The organism is Candidatus Pristimantibacillus lignocellulolyticus (assembly GCA_023639215.1).
In the GTDB taxonomy this organism is placed as follows: Bacteria; Bacillota; Bacilli; order Paenibacillales; family Paenibacillaceae; genus Pristimantibacillus; species Pristimantibacillus lignocellulolyticus.
Genome location: CP097899.1, coordinates 4,375,514 through 4,396,340 on the forward strand (window position 1 = coordinate 4,375,514; position 20,827 = coordinate 4,396,340).

16 protein-coding genes are annotated in these 20,827 nt (G+C 38.9%); all 16 read right to left on the reverse strand.

Annotated features, from left to right (window positions below; all coding sequences use genetic code 11):
* Positions 1-207: 207 nt before the first annotated feature.
* Positions 208-1,824, reverse strand: a complete 1,617-nt coding sequence (locus tag NAG76_18975; GenBank protein URN93886.1) for an APC family permease — start codon at positions 1,822-1,824, stop codon at positions 208-210.
* Positions 1,825-2,115: 291 nt separating this feature from the next.
* Positions 2,116-3,048, reverse strand: coding sequence for a hypothetical protein (locus NAG76_18980; protein URN93887.1), 933 nt, complete (start codon positions 3,046-3,048; stop codon positions 2,116-2,118).
* A gap of 76 nt (positions 3,049-3,124) precedes the next feature.
* On the reverse strand, positions 3,125-3,853 hold the full coding sequence (locus tag NAG76_18985; protein URN93888.1) for an alpha/beta fold hydrolase: 729 nt from the start codon (positions 3,851-3,853) through the stop codon (positions 3,125-3,127).
* A complete protein-coding gene (locus NAG76_18990; GenBank protein URN93889.1) occupies positions 3,854-5,110 on the reverse strand; it encodes an MFS transporter in 1,257 nt (418 codons plus the stop codon). It lies immediately after the preceding gene.
* Positions 5,111-5,150: 40 nt separating this feature from the next.
* Complete coding sequence (locus tag NAG76_18995) at positions 5,151-6,461, reverse strand: M20/M25/M40 family metallo-hydrolase (GenBank protein URN93890.1); 1,311 nt, start codon at positions 6,459-6,461, stop codon at positions 5,151-5,153.
* Positions 6,462-6,479: 18 nt separating this feature from the next.
* Complete coding sequence (locus NAG76_19000) at positions 6,480-7,421, reverse strand: hypothetical protein (GenBank protein ID URN93891.1); 942 nt, start codon at positions 7,419-7,421, stop codon at positions 6,480-6,482.
* A gap of 43 nt (positions 7,422-7,464) precedes the next feature.
* Positions 7,465-8,436 carry a hypothetical protein gene (locus NAG76_19005; protein URN93892.1) on the reverse strand — a complete coding sequence of 324 codons (972 nt, stop codon included), beginning with the start codon at positions 8,434-8,436 and terminating at the stop codon, positions 7,465-7,467.
* Entirely contained in the window at positions 8,406-9,410 is a 1,005-nt protein-coding gene (locus NAG76_19010; GenBank protein ID URN93893.1) for a hypothetical protein, read from the reverse strand. The genes NAG76_19005 and NAG76_19010 overlap by 31 nt, the downstream gene beginning before the upstream one ends.
* A complete protein-coding gene (locus NAG76_19015) occupies positions 9,397-10,773 on the reverse strand; it encodes a fatty acid--CoA ligase family protein (GenBank protein ID URN93894.1) in 1,377 nt (458 codons plus the stop codon). Before NAG76_19015 ends, NAG76_19010 begins: the two co-directional genes overlap by 14 nt.
* Positions 10,774-10,776: 3 nt before the next feature.
* Positions 10,777-11,475 (reverse strand): SDR family oxidoreductase, encoded by a 699-nt coding sequence (locus NAG76_19020; protein ID URN93895.1) that lies wholly within the window; start codon positions 11,473-11,475, stop codon positions 10,777-10,779.
* Positions 11,472-11,798, reverse strand: coding sequence for a hypothetical protein (locus NAG76_19025; protein ID URN93896.1), 327 nt, complete (start codon positions 11,796-11,798; stop codon positions 11,472-11,474). The genes NAG76_19020 and NAG76_19025 overlap by 4 nt, the downstream gene beginning before the upstream one ends.
* Positions 11,798-17,179 carry an amino acid adenylation domain-containing protein gene (locus NAG76_19030; protein ID URN93897.1) on the reverse strand — a complete coding sequence of 1,794 codons (5,382 nt, stop codon included), beginning with the start codon at positions 17,177-17,179 and terminating at the stop codon, positions 11,798-11,800. The genes NAG76_19025 and NAG76_19030 overlap by 1 nt, the downstream gene beginning before the upstream one ends.
* Positions 17,180-17,194: 15 nt before the next feature.
* Positions 17,195-18,004, reverse strand: coding sequence for a CPBP family intramembrane metalloprotease (locus NAG76_19035; protein ID URN93898.1), 810 nt, complete (start codon positions 18,002-18,004; stop codon positions 17,195-17,197).
* Positions 18,005-18,020: 16 nt separating this feature from the next.
* Positions 18,021-19,238, reverse strand: coding sequence for an ACP S-malonyltransferase (fabD, locus tag NAG76_19040; protein URN93899.1), 1,218 nt, complete (start codon positions 19,236-19,238; stop codon positions 18,021-18,023).
* Positions 19,235-20,008 carry a CPBP family intramembrane metalloprotease gene (locus NAG76_19045; protein ID URN93900.1) on the reverse strand — a complete coding sequence of 258 codons (774 nt, stop codon included), beginning with the start codon at positions 20,006-20,008 and terminating at the stop codon, positions 19,235-19,237. The genes fabD and NAG76_19045 overlap by 4 nt, the downstream gene beginning before the upstream one ends.
* Positions 20,005-20,814, reverse strand: coding sequence for a CPBP family intramembrane metalloprotease (locus NAG76_19050; protein URN93901.1), 810 nt, complete (start codon positions 20,812-20,814; stop codon positions 20,005-20,007). The genes NAG76_19045 and NAG76_19050 overlap by 4 nt, the downstream gene beginning before the upstream one ends.
* Positions 20,815-20,827 lie beyond the last annotated feature (13 nt).

Below are 20,827 nucleotides of genomic sequence, written 5' to 3' on the forward strand. Positions count from 1 at the left end.
CAAAAAGCGGGCTTTCAGAACCAAGAAGTTGGCCAACAGCGAAAACGAGTAGCACAGCGTACGTATTGTGTACGTGAGCATCTACAATGTTTCTGCAAGAAACATGCCTCGAAAGCTTATGCTAGGCTTTCGATGGGGGACATCTTCGAAGCCGAATATACTACGAAGTTATACATCGTTATCAAAGTCCGCTTTTTGAGCTACCTTTCAGTGGAGAGGTATTTTTCCTTCTAGCTCGATCGTACCCTTCGCCAACTGACTATTATTCATCGTCAACTTCACCATACCAATGTTGATGTAAGTATAGATTAGTCCCAGTACGACTAAAAGTCCAATTCCTATTAATACAACTGGATTCACATAATAACTTGCTGCTGCTACAATGACTAACAAAGCGAATATTAGTATCCATCGTACATAGTTCGTCCATTCCCCTAGCTGCCAAAGTGAATCTATCTTCTTATCTCGTAAGAAGTAAAGTGTAAGTACATATAGACTGCCATAGCATACGACAACAACCATCGCGATCGTTACTAGTATCGTGCTAACATTTAGTGTGCTTAACACGATTATTGATAATATAGCGATAAGCCCCGCTACAGCAACTGCAATATGTGGTACTTGACGATTGAATGAGACTATACCTAGTTTATTTGAAAATGGAAGCATACGATCTCTAGCCATAGCTAATATCGTTCTCGAAGTATGGGTTAAACTACTTTGACCATTGTGCCAACAAGCTAGCACAGCAATGACGATAAGGATGTCACCCCATCCTTTCGACTGCGTAACAAGATAACTTAGCCATTGTTCAATATTACTAATACTTCCATCCGTGCTGTAGTTCATAACGAGATTCGATAAGACTAGTAATACAATGAATCCTATGATATACGTATAGCTACTAGAAAGGAATATAGACCACGGTGTTCTAATACGTGGTTCTAATGTTTCTTCTGCCCCGCTTGAAGCTTCTTCAGTCCCTACAAACCATTTACTCATTAATGCTATTAGAAGACCTACTTGTGCAAATGTAGCTGAACCCTCATTGAGATATAGAGATGAAGCATTATGTTGCGATACAAAGATGTAGATAGCTGAATAACTATTCGAAAACATCGTCATGACGACACAACTAATCAATGCTAGTACCCCTAAAAGTTGTAATAATAGTCCCATGATTTGCAATGATCTTATGTAGGAGCTTTTTATACTATTAGCGAGAACTTGTAGGAATACAATCATTGCAGCAGTGCTATAGAAGCCTACTTCATGCTGTAACCAAGTATTATGTGATGCTAGTAATATAGCTAGAAAATATGTGCATCCTAAGCTATACCATATGATGAGCCCGACTTGTGCAATCAATTTAAGTATACCTATAACACTTGCTAACATAGATCCGGATTGCCGAAACACAACATGATACAATCCACCCGCTGTAGGTTGCGACGATACTAACTGGGCAAGCAAAGCAGATAAAAGGATAAACACTATCCCTATGATAGGAAACAGTATCAGTACAAGCTCTAGTCCCCCATTCTTCACTAACGGCGCAAATAACAACAATGACGTTGCCAGTACCCCGAGTGTATTAAACGATAAACTAAATGAACCAACCTCACCATAATGCCGTTTTAGAAATTGCCCAATGCCAAAACGATGTAAATCATGCTTGTCATGAAAAAGTTGAATGTCGTCACCATACAACGATGAACTAACATAATTTTGTGCTCTAATTCGTTTCTGAACATATATACAAATCCCAATAATCATCATCATACCAATCGCTAACATTGCGATCATACTTACAAGTTCAATCATTACTACACCTCCACTATAACTATGTATATGTGTTTTCTTCATCGCCATGTCAATAAATGAGCTTTTTCAAATGACCATACAATGAAAAAACTAGAATAGTAATGTTCGTTCAGCGGCAAAAAAGCATCCCTCAATAAAAACCACACCAGCAATTTGATGTAATTTCTATAGATGAATGCTTAATTAATAATATGGATGTATGTGCCCAAATAACAACGCAATATCTAGCAATATGTACGCCTGCGTGCACAAAAAGCATCTCGAATAATATTTCTAACTTAACAGCTTCGATTACAATAAATGATCAGATGCCAAATCTGCTTTTTTCAAAGCACTGATCAGAGCTTTCTCCTTTTCCACCAGCACTGTAATTTGGCTTATGATCCACTCTATGTCTACTTCTTCCTTCTTTTCGTAATAGTTTAAAAGCATACTATGTATGGACTCGGAAATTCCAGAACACTCTGCCGCTTCATTAACTAGTGCCTGATCGAAAGACATCACTTCCAAAAATCTAGAAAATAACAGACGCGAGCCAAATAGAATAGCAAAAAAGTACATAAACTTTTCCACATCTTTAATCAGATGATTAGGAATAAGTTTCTGAACGATCATATACGTCGAAAAATCGTCAGTAAAGCTATTTAACCATTCCTTATATTTATTCATTAAGTTTTTAGTATCTACTTCAACGGAAGCATAGTCCAAATACGTAATGCCTCTAATCATTCCTGGAGTAGCAGTAAATGCTTTTTTTATTATCGCTTCGCTTATTTCTCCACGAAATTTTGGTGGATCCTGTACAACATAATGAGGTTCTTCGCCCTCGATAAGATCATCAAAAATAAATGAATGGAATGATCTATACTGCTGGTAATGCTCCCTATGTGGAATATAATAGTTGCAAAGCCATATAAAAATGGATAAGTCCTCTTTAACCAACTGAGCGATATGCTCCTTCGCAGATTGAAACCTCGTATACTTTTTTTCCACAACATTTACGCCTAACAAATTGAAATCTTGATTTTTGCTTATACAGTTTGTATCGAATAACCAACGATTTTTGTTTTGAGTAAATAAGTGATCATATATTGTTTTGGTGTTCTCAAAACAATTATAAAAATAATAATCTACCGGGACACCTTTCGTTCTTAAATGGGAAACAAGTTGAGCATTTCTGCAATTAAAATAATTTTCCTCATATCTAAATAATAGTTTGTACACAACCTCATCTCCTAAACTTGTTGTAGCTCCGTAGAAAAACTTCTCATGTAACAAAAAGTCACTTCGATAGCATTAGCTAAATAGTTATCACATCATTTAAAATTGCGCTAATCCTTGCTGTTAGCTCGTCAATTTGATCAACTAGAAATAGATGCCCTCCAGTAAATGCAACACATTCCATCTGCCGGGCCCACTTTAACCAAGCAGTCGTGTCTTCATTCGTGAAAATGTGATCCTCCGTCCCATAAAATACATACAGCGGTGATATTAACCGGTAATCGCTTGGGCACACATAGGTCCTTAATGCCTCGTAATCCGCTCGAATAACTGGTAAATAGTAATCCATAAAAGGACTATACTGAAGTAATTCATCTGGTATACCACCAAACGAAGTCACATGAGCTAACAATGATTCATCGTCCCGGTATATAGTATGTTTATTATAACGGTCTGGAGCAACACTACCCGATACGATGACAGCTGCCGGAGGCATTCCCTCCAATTCAAGCACCTGTGCCATCCGGTGTGCAATTATACCACCCATACTATGTCCAAATAGAACATATGGATATTGAAAATAAGAACGAAGTCGTTCTATATATAGCTGCACAAGCATCTCAAGATTATTAATAAGTGGATCTGCATTAGATCCATGTCCCGGTGGATCTAGTGAAATGACCTGCCAATCACCGCCAAGCTTCAATTGAATGGGTTTGAAAGCAATTGAGTTTCCACCTGCGTAGGGGATACAGATCAAATACTTTCTGCTGCTAGTAGGATTTAATACCTTAATTAAATTTTTCATTTAATTCCCAGCCTCTTTTTGCAAGCTCTTCGTTTCCGGTTCCCATCTTGTTAGACTCAAGCTATAGTAAACAAATAAAATGAATGCAATTCCTGCTAGCCCAAAATAGATACTTTCTAAGTTAATCATTTTCGGATAGAGCAGCAATACTAGCCCTAATGCGATTGATTGTGCCAGCATCATAATTGGCTCAATCCATGCTCCGACCCTTCCCATTTTATCCGCCGCGACAATTTGTGGCAGCCAGCCCCCGAGTGCAATATTAACAGGAGCAATACAAGCACCTACAACGGTAACGAATAATAAATAAACCCATATATTCGTTATAAATCCAAAAACAATAGCTAACACACTAATCAGAAATAAACCTGTATTGATGACGATATGTGGTTTGAATTTTTGTAAAGCCTTAGAGCCAATGATACTTCCTATAAAAAAACCAGCACCTAAAAAAGCAGCGAACAGGGCCATATACTGCTCGTAATTATCCGGTACCAATTTATATTTCAAAGTAAAGACGGGAAGGACAGTTAACGTTCCATTAATTAATCCAAACACAAAATAGCCTAAAACGATCGATAACAATAAGCGATATCGAAGGATATACTTTATTCCAATCATGAAATCAAGCGTTACCGTTCTAAAATCTAAGCTCCGCCAGTTTGTCTTCCCATTCGGTAGCCTTACCTCCAATGAAATATTACAGGAACGAATGAGCAATGCGGAAATAACCATACTAATTCCGTCGATCACGATTGCCCAAGCAATCCCTAAATATAAATAGGCGGCTGCTCCTAGCCCCATCCCAAATACAACAAAAACTCCGGAAACCATTTGATTTAATCCGGCTGCCTGCATCAATTGCTTATCTTGAAGAATCCCTTGCACTAACGCAATTTGAGCCGGAATAAAAAACTTAGAAACGGCACTTCTCAAAAATATTAATACAAATACGAGCGCCAGCATATCCAGCACAATAGCAATTAAAATAAATATGGTAAGTACCATTCGAATCCAATCCGAATATTCTGCTATTTTTACTCGATCAAATCGATCAGCAATGACTCCGACAATGAAGAATACAAACAGACTTGGTAAAGCATACATAAGCTCGGCTGCATTAGCATACGCAGGCTGCTCGCTAAAACGATCCAACAAATAAAATACAAATGCCATATTTCCCAAAATCGTTCCCAATTGCGATGTCAATGAAGCAAAAAATAACTTAACATAATTTTTATTTTTTAAAACTTCCATCTATTGTGCCTCATTTCTCCATCAAGGTTTCCCTATGAATTCAAATCCCATAACGAAACAACACCTTACTAATTGCTTGTGCTCCTGATTGTAACGCTGTAATAGGAATTCTTTCATTGGCTGCATGAATATATTCGGTAAAGCTAAATGAGTGGGGCAAATCCATTGGTAAAAAGCCATACGTTTGAATACCTATTTTCGCAAAAAAACGACTATCCGTTGACCCTGTTAAAACGAATGGAATTGGAATACCTTGTTGATCCTGTTCATGTAAAATTTGCGATAGTGTTGGAAACAAACTCATATCTACCGTCTCCGAAAAAGGATCATGCATTAACGTTTCGTACTCAAGCTCATACCCGATAACTTTATTCAATTCATTCATTAAATCCTTGGGTTCGAATCCTGGTAATAATCGACCATCGATTTTCAATTCGATTTGCTCTGGAATCGTATTAACCGCCGCTCCCCCCTGGATAACGGTAATATTCGCAGTATTATAAAACAAAGGTGACAATGTGGAGCCTTTTTCCCCTAATATCTTTAAGATCGTAGTCGTCCAAATCGGATTGAGCAATTTCCTGAATATCCACTTTTTAGGTGGAGGCATAGCATCAGCCATTGCTTCGATCATCACACGGACAGCAGGTGTAATATGTACTGGAAAATGGAAAGGACGTAGTCTTTCTATTATATTGCCTAGCAGTGCAACCGCACTTTTGTTTTGCGTTTGAGAGCTGTGTCCTCCCGTGCCTTTAACTATTGTTTTCATCCAGCATAATCTTTTTTCAGTTACCATAATCGGATAATATTTTTGATTTCCAACATAAAATGAAAAACCACCGAATTCTCCTATTGCATGTCGAATACCTGCAAATTGCTCGGCATGGTTTTCAACAAGAAATTTCGAACCGAATGTGCCTCCCATTTCCTCGTCACATACGACAGTAAGAACGATATCTCCCGGCAGTTCATTTTCTCTAGATTTCGCCTCAAGAAAAGCGGAAAGCATCATTGCGATGCCTCCCTTCATATCTAAAGCGCCACGTCCCCATACATATCCATCAATTATTTCTCCACTGAATGGAGGCACGGTCCAGCTTTGGTTTTCTGCTGGTACAACATCCACATGTCCATATAACAACAGGGGCGAAGCTTGTCCTTTCCCTCGAAGTCTGGCGATTAAATTGGGACGATTCACATCAAGAGCCAGCAAAGTAGAATCGATTCCATTTCTACTAAGCAAGTCTTTTATATATAAGATGCATTCCCGTTCATTTCCAGTCGGATTTGTTGTATTAAACTGAATAAGATTTTGTAGAATGATAACCGGATCATACTCAATTTTCATATTGATCCTCCACTTTTCTTACTTTTGTAAAATGAGATAGCCTACTCCGAAATCAATGCTAGCAAATAATAAAAGAATCCTCTTTCCCGCCCGAATCTCTTTCTCTTTTTCCAGCTCTTGCAAACTAATATAAGGATCATTACCTAATAAGTTCATATCTGCCCATTGCGTTCTCGTGAAAAATTCGGCCGAGGTTTGTCGAGAACTAACTTCAATCGCCTGACAAAAGGAATCCGATAAATGCTGACAAATAATATAATCTATTTCGTGAGTTGAGAGCGCAAGTAGAATTAGCTTCTCCGCCTGCTCAATCATAAGCTGCTCCGCAAGCTGATAATCTTCTTCCTTCCATAAAGGATAAGAAAGAGGAATACCATCGTTCACCTTCTGCACCTCGATGATTTGATAATCACCCGCAGATGAAGACAGCATTATTGCAGAGGCGCTGTCCCCCCGTAAGTACCCTGTGAATTGATATCGCAGCACATTAAACTCAACACTATCTACTGTCAACATCAATGCAAGCCCTTCTTGCTTATCAAACAATGAGGCTTGAGCCAAGCAAATTGCGTTTAAACTAGATAAGCTGCCGCTTTGTGAGACCATTAATGGAATGCAATCATGCCATTCAAATTTACGTTTTATTTTCAATGCTGGCAGTACATAAATTTCTTCTAGTGTCTCATGGCAATAAAACACATAATCTAAGTTATTCAAATCCATATTAAGCTCTTTAATAATCTCTATAGATACCAAACTACCTATGGCCTTAAAAACTGGCACTTCTCTAGCTTCTAGTTCTGTCTCTTGCTCCAATAACCCCGCACGAAATTCCTTGTAATGCGCCGGTGTTGAAAAGAATATCCCACTAAATTCATCCTGCAGCGCTTGATCGGCATTCATCATATCGTCGGAAGATATTTTTTGAAGTTTAGGCACATCCGTCTGCCCGATTGTCAAGTATAGGTTACTCACAAGTTCTCTACCTCACTTTACCGAAAATTCAATATTGATGGAGTCCACAGCCCATAAAACCTCCGTAGCCAACATTAATCGTAATATAGAAATCTCCCTGCACAATCGATCCATCTGCAATCGCCTGCTGAAGATTATACTGGATATCTGAGCTCGGCAAATGTCCTACTTCACTCGTCTTTACGTAAAACTTTTCCAACGGAGCACGTAGTAATAAGGCCACTGTTTCCCATGCTACCAAGCTCACATTAGAACCTATAATTAGTTTAACATCGCCTAACGAGAGATTTGCTTGCTTGAGAATAGACTGAATCGCACCACGAATGCCTAGAAAAAAGGTTGTATTAAAAAGTGCCAAGCCTTCTAAGTTCGATTCATCATAAACATACCCATCTTGATTAAACACTTCATACGTTTTGTGACCTTCTCCGGATCGTGTTAATAAACATGCAGTGGCACTATCGCCACATAAATAAAATTCAGTTAGCTTATGCGAACTTCCACTTAATTTGTCAGCGGAAACAATGAGGATCGCTCCTTGATCGGGATTTGAAGAAAACAGATTTGTCGCCATACGCAATGCCATATGAAACGATGCGCATGTTTGCTTTCCAATAGAGTAAATATTCGTATGCTGAAGACCATACGTTTGAATTATTTTTTTGAATAAATTATGCTGCGAATTCCAATTTCCACCATTTACAAACAGAATAGTTTGGATTGGAATCGAATTTCTGTTCAGTATTGGAGTAATTGCTGCAATAATCATTTCTTCCATCGTTAGTTTTGTTTCGAATGGAGCATGCCTAAATCCATATTTTTTTTGAAATGCTTCCACTTGCTCTTCCGTAATTGCCATTCCCTGCTTCCGCAAAAGCTCCACACCGTCTTGAACTGAAAATTGTTGCTCAGGAATATAATTTGAAAAATCAGAAATGGAAAAATATACTTTTTTGTTCATCAATACATTTAATGGCTTTGCTTGAGCAAGTTCTCCCATAATATGACCTCCTTCGATAACAAGGATTTCATGAGCCTATAGCATTGAGCCTGATCCAATTTTCTCAAAATAGAAGCTTTTATAAAAAGCTGTTTAGTATGTTCCCAACCGTTTCTAATATCTTGAATTTGTGAAAGAAGCATTTCGTACGTACTGGTCGAAATCAATAATAATTCATGTAATGACCTAATCAGTGAATCATTTGCTTTATGTCGATTAGCAATAATATTCAATCCGACCATACTATAGGTGAGATAATCATTTAATCTACTTTCATCCAGCTCTATATTCCATAAGCCCTCTATCTGGAAGGCTTGGATCTCAGTTATTAAACGAGCGGCATGATAGCGTACTTCTTCCAAACTAAGCTCATACGGTGGGATTTCCTCACGAATACTGTACTTTAAAATTGGTGGAAGCTTATAGTTCGGATTTGTACAATATTCAGAGTTTTCATAAGCAGCAACCAACCTCTCCTCTGGAACGCCATGCTCCATATAGCCGTCCAAATTGTCATCTATAACATAGTAGGTTGACGTTTTTTCATCGTATCCGTTAAATAAAGAATAATGATACCAATGAAACTTCTCGTAAGCTATACTATTGGGAATCCAATAGTATAGATCTACATTTAAAGAAAATATTTGTTTAGTCCTGCATAATTCTTTGATCTCTTGCAGGTAATTATCGTTATCCTTGAAATAGTAAAGGTCTAGCGGGCCAACTACATTGGAAAGGGAGAATTCCTGTTTCTTTCCTTCATTTGCATATAAATAGTCCAAATAATACATTGAATCTATCGTAGGATATCTAAATAAAGGATCAGTTGCCGCTTCCCAACGAAAATATTGATACGAATTTAAATAAGCTGCATAGCGATAGCTAGGTTCAATCGTACAAGCTACAGAAAACATTTGATTCAAAATACAATTCATCCAAAATTCATCAAATGGCTTGATTTTATTTGAATACATTTTTTTCTCCCCCTGACTGAACCCTTTTCTTCTTCAGTCTGTTTCCAAAAGTAAGCTCTTGAACAAACAAGCATTTTTGCGGAATCCCCCATGACGGCAGCCTGTCCTTGCAAAACGTTCTCATTCGTTTTCTAAATTCCGCAGCAGGCATGTCATAGTTTAATTGAATGGTAGCTGTAATCATCGTCCCCGTAATGATATGCTTCTCACCACATACAGAAACATCAACCACTTCTTCCATCTCTAGCAATACATTTTCAATTTCAATTGGATAAATTTTCTCTCCGCCAATGTTAATCATTTCCGATTGGCGTCCTAATATACGAATATACTCACCGTTACACTCTACGGCATCCCCTGTTCGATACCAGCCATCGTTTGTAAAGCGGCTCTCGGCATTCAAATATCCCAACATAGTGAATTCCGATTTTACTTCTAACAGCCCGTCGACAATCCGTGTCTCATAATCCTCTCCTTTGAATTTCATCCATAAAGAGTTGGAGGATTGTGATGAAGAACGAATAATGCCGATCTCAGACATACCGTAGCTTTGTAACAATTTAATTTGCGGCAAAATACGATTCATATGTGCTAAAGTATGCTCCGTCATCGCCTCCGTACCATAATTTATCAGCTCTAGGCTGCTCAAATCATGTCGCTTATACGCTTCACTAAGCAATAATAAATTTAAAAATGTCGGAGACGCTGGCAGTACTTGTACATTATGCTTGGCTATCGAGGCGCATACTTCATCTGGTGAACGATCCTGCAATGTAACGATGCATCCACCACTGGCCAATGTACTAAGAAGAGTATTAATTCCCCCAATATGATCAAAAAACAGAAAGCCCATCATTCGTTTACCGGCTCTTTTTCGATTTGTAGAAAACTTTTTCAACATGACGGAAAAATTATGAACGGTCGCTTTACTTTTTCCAGTTGAACCAGAGGAGAATAAAATTAGACCTGGATGCTTTTGCTCTTGGATAGCCAAGAGCAATTCATGTGTAGGAGTTGTCGGGAATGATTGAACAGTAGCCTGGTCCTCCGCATCGATAGCAATAACGAATTGAGCTTGAGCTATTTCATATACATCCAACTCTCGGCTTTTCATACCACTTGTCAATGGAACGATCAGACATGCTCGATCTATTAGAGCGAGCATGAGTGCTAATGTTTTCGGTGTGAAATCACCTTCAAGAACTACGATGCTTCCCGCTTGAATCTGATGGCTATCCAGAAAAACCTTACTATGCTCGAAACCATCTAGTAATTGCTCGTAGCTGTAAGCTTTATTTTTCCATATGATTGCATCGTTTGAGCCGTATTCCTTGAATCTCTCAAGCAGAAAGCAAGTATGCATCCCTTATACCCCTCCCAAATAAATACATTGACCTGTAATAAAATCACTCTCTTTCCGAATAAAAAAATCAACCGCATTAGAAACATCCTCAAATGTACCCATTCGTTGGATCGATTGCCTTGCAATCAACTCATCCATCTTTGCACGCGGAACAGTCCGAATCAGATCCGTCATGACTGGTGTAGGTCCAACGCAGTTCACGGTAATACCATAGTTGGCATATTCTCTAGCGACAATCTCGGAAAATGATACAACCGCCGCTTTAGAAGCGGCATAGATGGATTCACCCTCCAATTGCAGCGGATAAGCAACCGTTGAGAAGTTGACAATTCTACCATAACGTTGCTGCATCATTAATTTGGCGGCTTCTCTAGTAAATAAAAATGTCCCCGTAACATTCGTATCAAAAATACTTTTAACAGTCGATAAAGGAGTTAGCAAGCTATGATTCATAGAGGCTATGCCTGCGTTATTAATCATAATATCCAGTTTTCCGTATTTTTTCTTGACATGCTTCATAACTTGCTTTACCTCAGCTTCCTCCGAAACGTTAGCGACAACATGATCATAACGATCATGCTCCCAATCCGCTTCATTACGACTGCATCCTACAACATAATGACCCAAATCAGCGTAATACTGAGCGAGATATTTGCCAATTCCTTTGCGAGTTCCTGTAATGACTGTAATTGGCGCACTCATGCGGATTCCTCTTCTAACAGCTCTTCAATATACTCTGCAAGTGTCCCTACTGTTTTAAAGGGGCTCGATGATCTAGACATTGCTTTTTCACTAGTTAACGTAATATCGTTGGATTCCATATTTTCATTGATTCGTTCTTCCACAACCACGATAAAGCTTACAAGCTCCAACGAATTCAATACAGCATTTTCACCGAAAAGTACTGTCTCCCTATTAAACTCAATTCGAACCTCATTGGCACTTAGAATTTCTTCCAGCGACGGGTACACGATGTTCTCCAGGATCATGTCGATTGTTTCAGGGTTGTTTGAATTTATTACCATTATATATCTCCCTTTCCTTCTTCCATTTTTTTGAACTCACTTATTTTTAGAGCCAATGCTTTGATCGTATTATGTTCAACAATATTCAATCCCTCTACAGGCAAGCCTCTGTCTTCCATTTCGATTTGGACGCGAACAGCTTGAATAGATTGGCCGCCTAGCTCGAAAAAGCTGTCATGAATTCCAATCTCGTCCATGTTCAAAACTTCCCGCCATATCGATGCGATTTCTTTCTCTAGCTCATTGCTTGGCGCTTCATAAGACTCTAATCGGGAATGCTTCCCCTCCAGCTTCTTTAATGCTTTACGATCAATCTTTCCATTTGCTGTTAACGGTATTTCATTAATCTGAACAAAATAAGAAGGGATCATAAAGCTCGGTAAATTCTGTAGTACCGCTTCCCGTAAAGTGTTCAAAGACAGCTCGACATCAGCTACAAAGTAGGCACATAAATAGCTGTACCCCTCATTATCTTCTTCAGCGATCACCACAACCTCTTGAATCGAAGAATATTTTAATAGATGGATTTCAACTTCACTTAACTCGATACGATAGCCGCGAATTTTCACTTGACGATCTATTCGCCCTAAATAAACCATGTTCCCATCAGGCAGCCATTTCGCCAAATCCCCTGTGCGATACATTCTCTCGTCGGCAATCCACGGATGAGGGACAAAGCTGCGGTCAGTCAAATCGGGTCTATGAATATAACCTCGAGCCAATCCTTTACCGGAAATGCATAGCTCACCAGCTACCCCAACCGGTACCGGTATATCCCCATCTCCCAAAATAAACGCTTGATTGTTATAAAGCGGTTTGCCAATTGGCACATTTTTTCCTTCAGGTGTTCGAGAATGATATATATACATATTGGAGCATATCGTCACTTCAGTCGGACCGTACCCATTAATTAAGTACATATCAGGATTCAAGCTCATAAATTGTTCCAATAAGACATCCTGTATAGATTCAACACCGACTAACATTTTATTAAGTTTCACTAGATCCCGATGCTCTAACAAACCTTTTGCTACTGCAGATAAAATTGTAGGAGGAATATAGGCAAATGTAATTTGCTTATTCACAATCGTTTCGACCAATGGCTTGACATTGACAAAATTTCTCATATCATACAGAACCAATGTTCCCCCAAACACTAATGGTAAAAACAGCTCACTTACACTCACATCAAAAGAAATATTAGTTAAGCTCAGTCCACGATCTTTTGTTCCAAACGTTTGGCCGCAATGTTGATTCATAGTGTAGACAAAATTGTGGAAGGAGCGATGTTCAATCATAACGCCCTTCGGCTCTCCCGTTGAACCAGATGTATAAATTACATACATAAGATTACGTGAATTTTGAATTGGCTGGAGATTACGCGAATCCCCTGTGTACAGGCTATCATCTAGTAGATGAATAATCTCTTTATCCTCTCCTAGATTCAATTCCCCAGATACATTCGTTAATACGACCTTCACTTTACAATCATTAAGGATAAACGTCTTTCTAGCATCGGGATATTCTGGATCAATCGGTAAATAAGCCCCTCCTGCCTTTAACACAGCCATAATACCGATCATCATTTCTACCGAATGGTACGTCAACAGGCCAACTACTTCATCCGATTGAACACCTTCGCTTCTCAACCGTTTGGCTAGCTGATTAGCCTTCTCATTAAGTTCACCGTAAGTAATAAACTGATCCTCAAATTCAACTGCAAATTGATTCGGATTCAATCTTGCTTGTTTCTCAAACATTTGGTGAATCATTAGCCCTTCATTAAACTCACCTGATAAATCATTAAATTGTACAGTTATCTGATGCCAGTCCTTATCCGTTAGCATATTCAGCTCGCCAATTTTCTTTTGTGGATGTTGAGTGCATTGCTTCAATAGCTCAATATAATGTCCCATCATTTGTTCAATCGTACGCTGGTGAAATAAATCGCTACAATATTCCACAATTAATTCGATTCGATCTTGTCGTTCTACTGCTTGAACCATAAGATCAAATTTTGCAGTATCCATAGTAATCGCATGTGAACTAAGTTCGAAATGCTCTCCGACCATACTAGGTATTTTCAAATTTTGCATAATGAACATCGTATCAAAGAGTGGATTACGACTTAAATCCGTAAAGCCTAATTCCCGCACTAAGTCATCGAAAGGAAAATCTTGATGCTGATACGCTTGAAGTGAGTATTCTTTCACTTCATTCAAATATTGCTCATAGGTTTTATTCTTTGAAGGCTTGTTTAGGAATACCAGTGTATTAATAAACATGCCTACCAAAGCGTCTAATTGTGGATCCAATCTACCAGCAATCGGCGTTCCAACAGCAATTTCTTCACTTTTCGAGTATTTAGACAACATAATTTGATACGCGCTCATCATCACCATAAATAAGGATGCATGTGCTTCCCGAGTAAACTGCTTCAATTCCTGCGTTTGTGTTTCATCGATTTCAAAGTACAACGTATGGCCTTTTTCACTTTTAATCGATGGACGAACAAAATCCAAAGGAAGATCAAGTATAGGAAGCTCTCCTGACAAAGCTTCTAGCCAAAACTGCTTTTGCTTTGCCATTTCCTCTGATTGTAAAGCCTCCTGCTCCCAAACCGAATAATCCTTATACTGTAATGACAAAGGCGGTAATTCATGCCCATCATATAAAGCAACAAATTCTCGAATTAATATCCCCATTGATGTACCGTCTGAGATAATATGATGCATATCAAAGAGAAGGATATACTCATCATTAGCCATATTAAACACGAAGACGCGAAATAAAGGAGCCGAGCTTAAATCATATGGCTGAATACATTGTTGAAGCTGAGTGTTTATATCGTTCTCAGTCGCCTCCATCCACATGACCTCAATGGACATATTATCGTGTATACGTTGAACCGGATCACCATTTTGAAAATAAAAGCTTGTTCTTAAAGATTCATGTCGATTAACGAGCAATTGCAAAGTTTTTTCCAAATGGCTACGATCCATCGTCCCCTTCAATCGCAAAGCCTCGATTAAGTTATAGCTCGTACTAGTTGACTGCAATCGATCCAATAAAAACAGTCTCTTCTGAGCCGAGGAAACAGGATAATTCTCTTGTTCAATCGCCGGAACTAATGGAAGGGAGCTTGTTACTTTCGCAGGCTGACCCTTATATGTTTGAATAAATGAAGCTAAATTTATAATCGTACCTTGCTGTATAACATCTGAAATTTCAATAGAAACGTTTAATAGACGATTAATCTCATGAACAACCTGTAAAGCAATGATCGAGTCTCCCCCAAGTTGGTAGAAATGCTCGTTAACGTCAATTTCCTGGAATCCTAATATTTGACCTACAATTTGCCCGACATCTTCCTCTAGCGAATCGTATTTTTCAGAGTCTTTTCCTGTTAAATAAACCTTTTTATTTTCAGATAACGCTATCATTTCCTTATCAAATGCAGCTGCTGCCGCTACAGGACTCACATCCAAATAAGTACTCGCAGCGTTTGGCTCTATCCAGCATCGGTTCTCTTGAAACGAATAGACTGGCAGATGTAGACGAGTTCTTCTTTCCCCTGCAAAAATTTCACGCCAATCAATCGATTCACCTTGAACATACTTCGCACAAAGCTCAGCATCTTGTGTTTTATAGATAATATCCTGCACTTCTTTGATATCATCCTTCGCTCCCATAGCAGCCATGAGCTTCTCTCCAATAAATATTTCCTTCACTTCTGCTTGTGCCGCATCTATTTGATTCAACTGCATCCATTTCATTTTCTCCAATTTATGCAATAAGTCTTGAATATCTTCCACAATGCAAGCAAATCGATACTTATAATGCCCTCGACCTACTGCAGAAGTGAAGCACACATCGCGAATCGATAGATGCATAGCATCCTCTTGATAGAAGAATGAAATATAATCATTGGTCATTTGCAATAAGGAGCGATAGCTTTCGGCTGATAAAGTAAAGATAGAAGGACTTTGCTTCAGTTCCTTTATCTCCTTTGTTTCCGTATGCTGGAGACTCTCTTCCAAAATAATGTGGCAATTTGTACCGCTCATACCGAAAGCACTAACACCAGCTCTTCGAATTCCAGACTTCGCTTCCCACTCTCTCATACGTTCGTTGACATACACAGGAGAACGAATAAAGTCAATTGCTGAATTTGGTTGCGTAAAATGGATCGTTGGTGGAAGCTTACGCTTTTTCAAAGCGAACACTGTCTTCACCAAACTCGCTAACCCCGCAGCGTGATCTAAATGCCCAATATTGCTTTTGACCGATCCGACTGCACAAAATTGATTTGCCTCAGTATAATTGCGAAATGCTCTCGTAATCCCATCAATCTCAATAGGGTCTCCGAGCACAGTCCCTGTCCCATGAGCCTCAATATAGGATATCGTTTCAGGCTCGACATTGGCATCCTGCCATGCACGCACAATCACATCCTCTTGCGCTGCTGCATTCGGAGCAGTAATCCCAATTGAGCTGCCGTCTTGATTTGTTGCGCTGCCTTTCACGACAGCATAAATACTGTCACCATCCTTTAGTGCTTTATGCAATGGCTTTAGCAGTACACCTACAATCCCTTCTCCGCCTCCCGTTCCATCTGCATCATTATCAAATGGCTTAGCTCGTCCATCGGCTGATTCAATCCCGACACTAATGCCGACATCGACCGGAAAAGTATAGATTTTTGAACTGCCTACTAACGCTAGTTCACATTCTCCATTACGAATTGCTTGACAAGCCAAATGAAATGCAACCAAGGAAGATGAACAAGCTGTATCTACCATTAGCGCAGGACCTTTAAAATCCAACAAATACGAAATTCGACTCGCAATCATCGAACTCAAGTTCCCAGGAATAGCCATCCCAAGCGATTGTAGATCCAAAGCTTCAATCATTCGTTTATAATCATGAAAGCTGTCTGCATTATAACCGAGAAAAACTCCAGTTCTGCTTCCCCTCAAAGCATCTCCGCCATACCCCGCATCTTCGATCGTATGCCAGGCTGTTTGTAGAAACATTCTTTGATTTGGATTCATTAAGCTAGCTTCTTTAGGCGACAATCGAAAAAATGAATAGTCAAACATACTAATATCATCTAAAAAAGCGCAATCTAGTAATTTAGCAGACTTCTGGTCAATTCCAATCCTCCGCATGTATTCTTCGATATCTTGTAAGCGATTTTCCGGAAGTGGTCCAATACAATCCAAACCTTGCTCTAAGTTTTCCCAAAATTGCTCTAGGTTTTTGGCATGCGGTAGCTTCGCCGACATTCCAATAATCGCAATATCTTTATTTGAAATTTCAGAAATTTCAATCGCTGCTTCGTTCTCTTCTTCTAATTGAATCGATTGAAATTGTAGCATGCCTATCCCTCCAATCTAATATGTCGTCGTTAATTGTGACCTTCTTTTTTTCCGCATTAATAAAATCGTTAAGCCGATCATTATAACTAAACCCGCTATGGTAACTGTAAATGCTAGTGGATCATTGCTGATCCCACTTCCAATCTCCAACTTGTACCCGATAAAAAACAGACTCATCGCAGTAGTTTGCACAATGATTGGCGCCCATAAAGAACGTACAATAATATAAATAAGACAATAAACGGTTCCTGTAACGACCGAAATAAGCATAAAAGCAACACTCGGCTGAACGAGGCAATATGCAACCATTTGGATAATAACCGCTACCGAAATTGGCATCACCTTTTTCAAAGTATTGAACATCAAGCCTCTAAAAATGACTTCTTCTAATGCAGGAAAAAGAATACCTAATGCAACGATAATCAGCACAAAATTCCCACTATTCATCATCATATGCACGTTTTCCTCTAAATCTGGAAACATTTTATTTAACGAAGCGATCTGAAGAAGTCCAATACTAGCTAATGCACCTGCAAGTCCAATTAGAAAACTGAAACCCGCAGTTTTAGGAGTAACTTTCACCAATTTCAATACCTTTGCCAACGTTTTCCGCTCTGTATTCAGAAATATCAAATTCCATTTGTGCACAAGCCAATATAATAGCATCGACAAACAAAAAATCGAAATTAAGTTGATCGATGGATTAGCTACAATGATTGTCGAATAAAGCTTGACCTTCATCATGAGCTCGAAGACATACATAGAAAAATAGAATATGATAAAATAAATTGCGATATTAGCTGCTGTACCCAGATATTTTTTCATTGTCCGCACCTCCCCTTCAAATACTGTCCACTTCTGAGAACCTATCCAGCTGCTCCTCCAGCGGAATACCCTTCGACTGCAATATCGTTTCCAGCCATTGCCGCCCTTGTTGAACTTCTTTCTCACTAGGCTGCTTATTCACTTGCTCTAATTGACTGTGAAGCTGCAATAATTGCTGATAGGGTTCAATCACATCCGCTTTCACTTTTTGAGTGTTCACATTGTAATTTGGTGTTGAAGCAGCAATCGCTAAAAACTTCGAAAGCGGATGGTGGTAGCGCATTGGTCTACTTGTTTTGTTTGTGAGTTTAATTGCAAGTTGCTTGCGATCTTCCGTAACGTTATAAGCGATTGCTTCAATTGCAGCATGACTCTTCCACAACTGCTTCAGCACAGTTTTCGGTCCCATTTCAATTGCCATTTCGACTCCCAAATATTGCAATATGTTCATCGACTTATTCCACCGTACAGGCTCTGTCATTTGCAGCGTTAATTCCTCAACTAAACTTTGCTTCTTTAAATCAATCGCATGACCTGTGACATTCGATAAAACTTTATATTGCAATGCCCCAACTTGAATCTGCTCAAGCTCGTGCTTCAATTGATCGGCAGCAGACTGCATAAATGGATGATGAAAAGCAGCTCCCACCTGCAAATTGGTCACCTTAGCTCCTATCTTTCGGAAATAAGATGCCACTTGCTCTAGCGCTGAATAGGATACCGAGATGACGACTTGAAACGGTCCATTATAACAAGCTATACAAGCTTCTTCCTTACTTTGAACAAGTTTTGTCAATTGTTCCTCGACCGTTAAATAATCGATTCCACCAACAGCAATCATTGTACCCAGACCCAGTTCTGCCGCCGCCTTCATCGTTTTCCCTCTAAAATCAACCAGCTTCAAGGCATCTTCAAAGGATATCGACCCAGCGCTGCAAAGCGCGGTATACTCACCCAAACTATGTCCAGCTGCCGCAAAAGGACGCAGTCCAAACTCCTCCATATACACTCGATACATCGCAATAGAAGTAGTCATTAGTGCCGGTTGGGCAATATCAGTACTCGTTAACTCTTCTAGTGAGCCATAAAAACAGGTGTCGGCTATATTCCAGCCAAGAATATCATTCGCTTCTTCAAAAGTTTGTTTAGCAATGGGATGATGATCATAGAACCACTTCCCCATTCCAACCATTTGAGAGCCTTGTCCTGGGAATAACAAGACTACTTTTTTCATTTACTCACCTCATTTATTAAGGATATCGATGAGCGTTCTCTCACTGTCAATAAAAGATGAATAACTAATAAAACAAGGAGTCCAACTAAACTCACCGTAAACAAAAGCGTTGGAGAAATATCATTAATTTGCGAACCCGCTTGGAGCCAAAACATAACCGTTCCGCTACTAAATATATGAGTAATTAACGAAGCCCAAAGAGATTGGGAGGCCCAGCTAATGACCCCATACACAAGTGCTCCTAGTGCTGCAAAACTTCCTAATATCGGATCCATTAGAATGAGCCCAAATAAAATTGCTTGAACAGCTAACGCGATGTAAGCTGGAGACACGATACGTAGTTCATTAAATATTAATCCCCTGAATAGTACTTCTTCAAATAAAGAGCCGACTAATACAGTGCCTAGTAAGGTTAACCAAATCGTGCTCCCTCCACCTACAAATTCAACTAAACTATAAATTTGCGGCCATTGCTCCCGAATGCTGGGAAGACTAGCAGTACTATAGATGACCGTTCCTAATGCTACTCCAATCATAGGTGCATTAATAAATGTGTTTTTTTGCGATGTACGCTTAAAGCGACAAAATGAAAACAATGAGCGCTTACGAGCCTTTAACAAGAGCCAATAAATGATAAGCGTAACTCCATTGTTCAAGATAAATAATACTTCAGAGGATACTTGATATAATATCCTCTGGCTAACAAGCTGAATGACAACATAGACCGCTAAATATAACACGATAAAAGCGATGGCTCGGACGATTTTCACAAGCTATTCTCCTTTTGGATCGCATGTATACGCGATCCCCTATGTTTATTGAAAATAACGACTAATAAAACAACAATAAGAATACCGGTAACCGTTAAAAATGTGTATTGCATAGTTGGATCTGTCACATGAGTGTCCGTTCTTCTAAATAAAAACTGGCTGCCTTGACATGCATATTGTGCTAATATAGGTGCCCAAATCGTACGATAACGAACATACAACAAAGCGAATACTACCGCCCCTATAAATCCATACGTAGTCAATGGAATGTCAAAGTTGAAAAATAATCCGCCATATAGTAAGCCTTGAACGATAATAGCAATTGTAAGTGGTACAAGCTTACGCAACTCCTTAAAAATCATGCCGCGAAATAGCATTTCTTTGAAAATATTTCCATACAATAAAAATGCAAGAAAGACTAGTACGCTTGGTCCATCATTAAGATAAGCTAAAATCTCCTCAAACTGTGGAAACTGGGCTTGTATCCAAGTCAAACTAAAAAACAAGTCTGTAAACCATCCCATTAACAGTCCAATCGATACAATCGTTACTATTTGCAGCAGGCTTGGTCTTGTAAAATTAGCCTCTTTAAAAATATGAACCTTTCGAACTTTTAACATAATCAAAAATAAAATAGGCATTTGAATAATATCATTAAATACAATAAATGTAAGCGGGTTTTCTGCAAACCAACTAGAGGTTGGAAAAATTATTCTCGAATAAACCTGTAATAAACCGTAAAATAAAACAAAATAAATGGCAATGATCCATACCATATTAAATATGCTTCTATACTTTGTTTTCATTTCTCACTCTCGC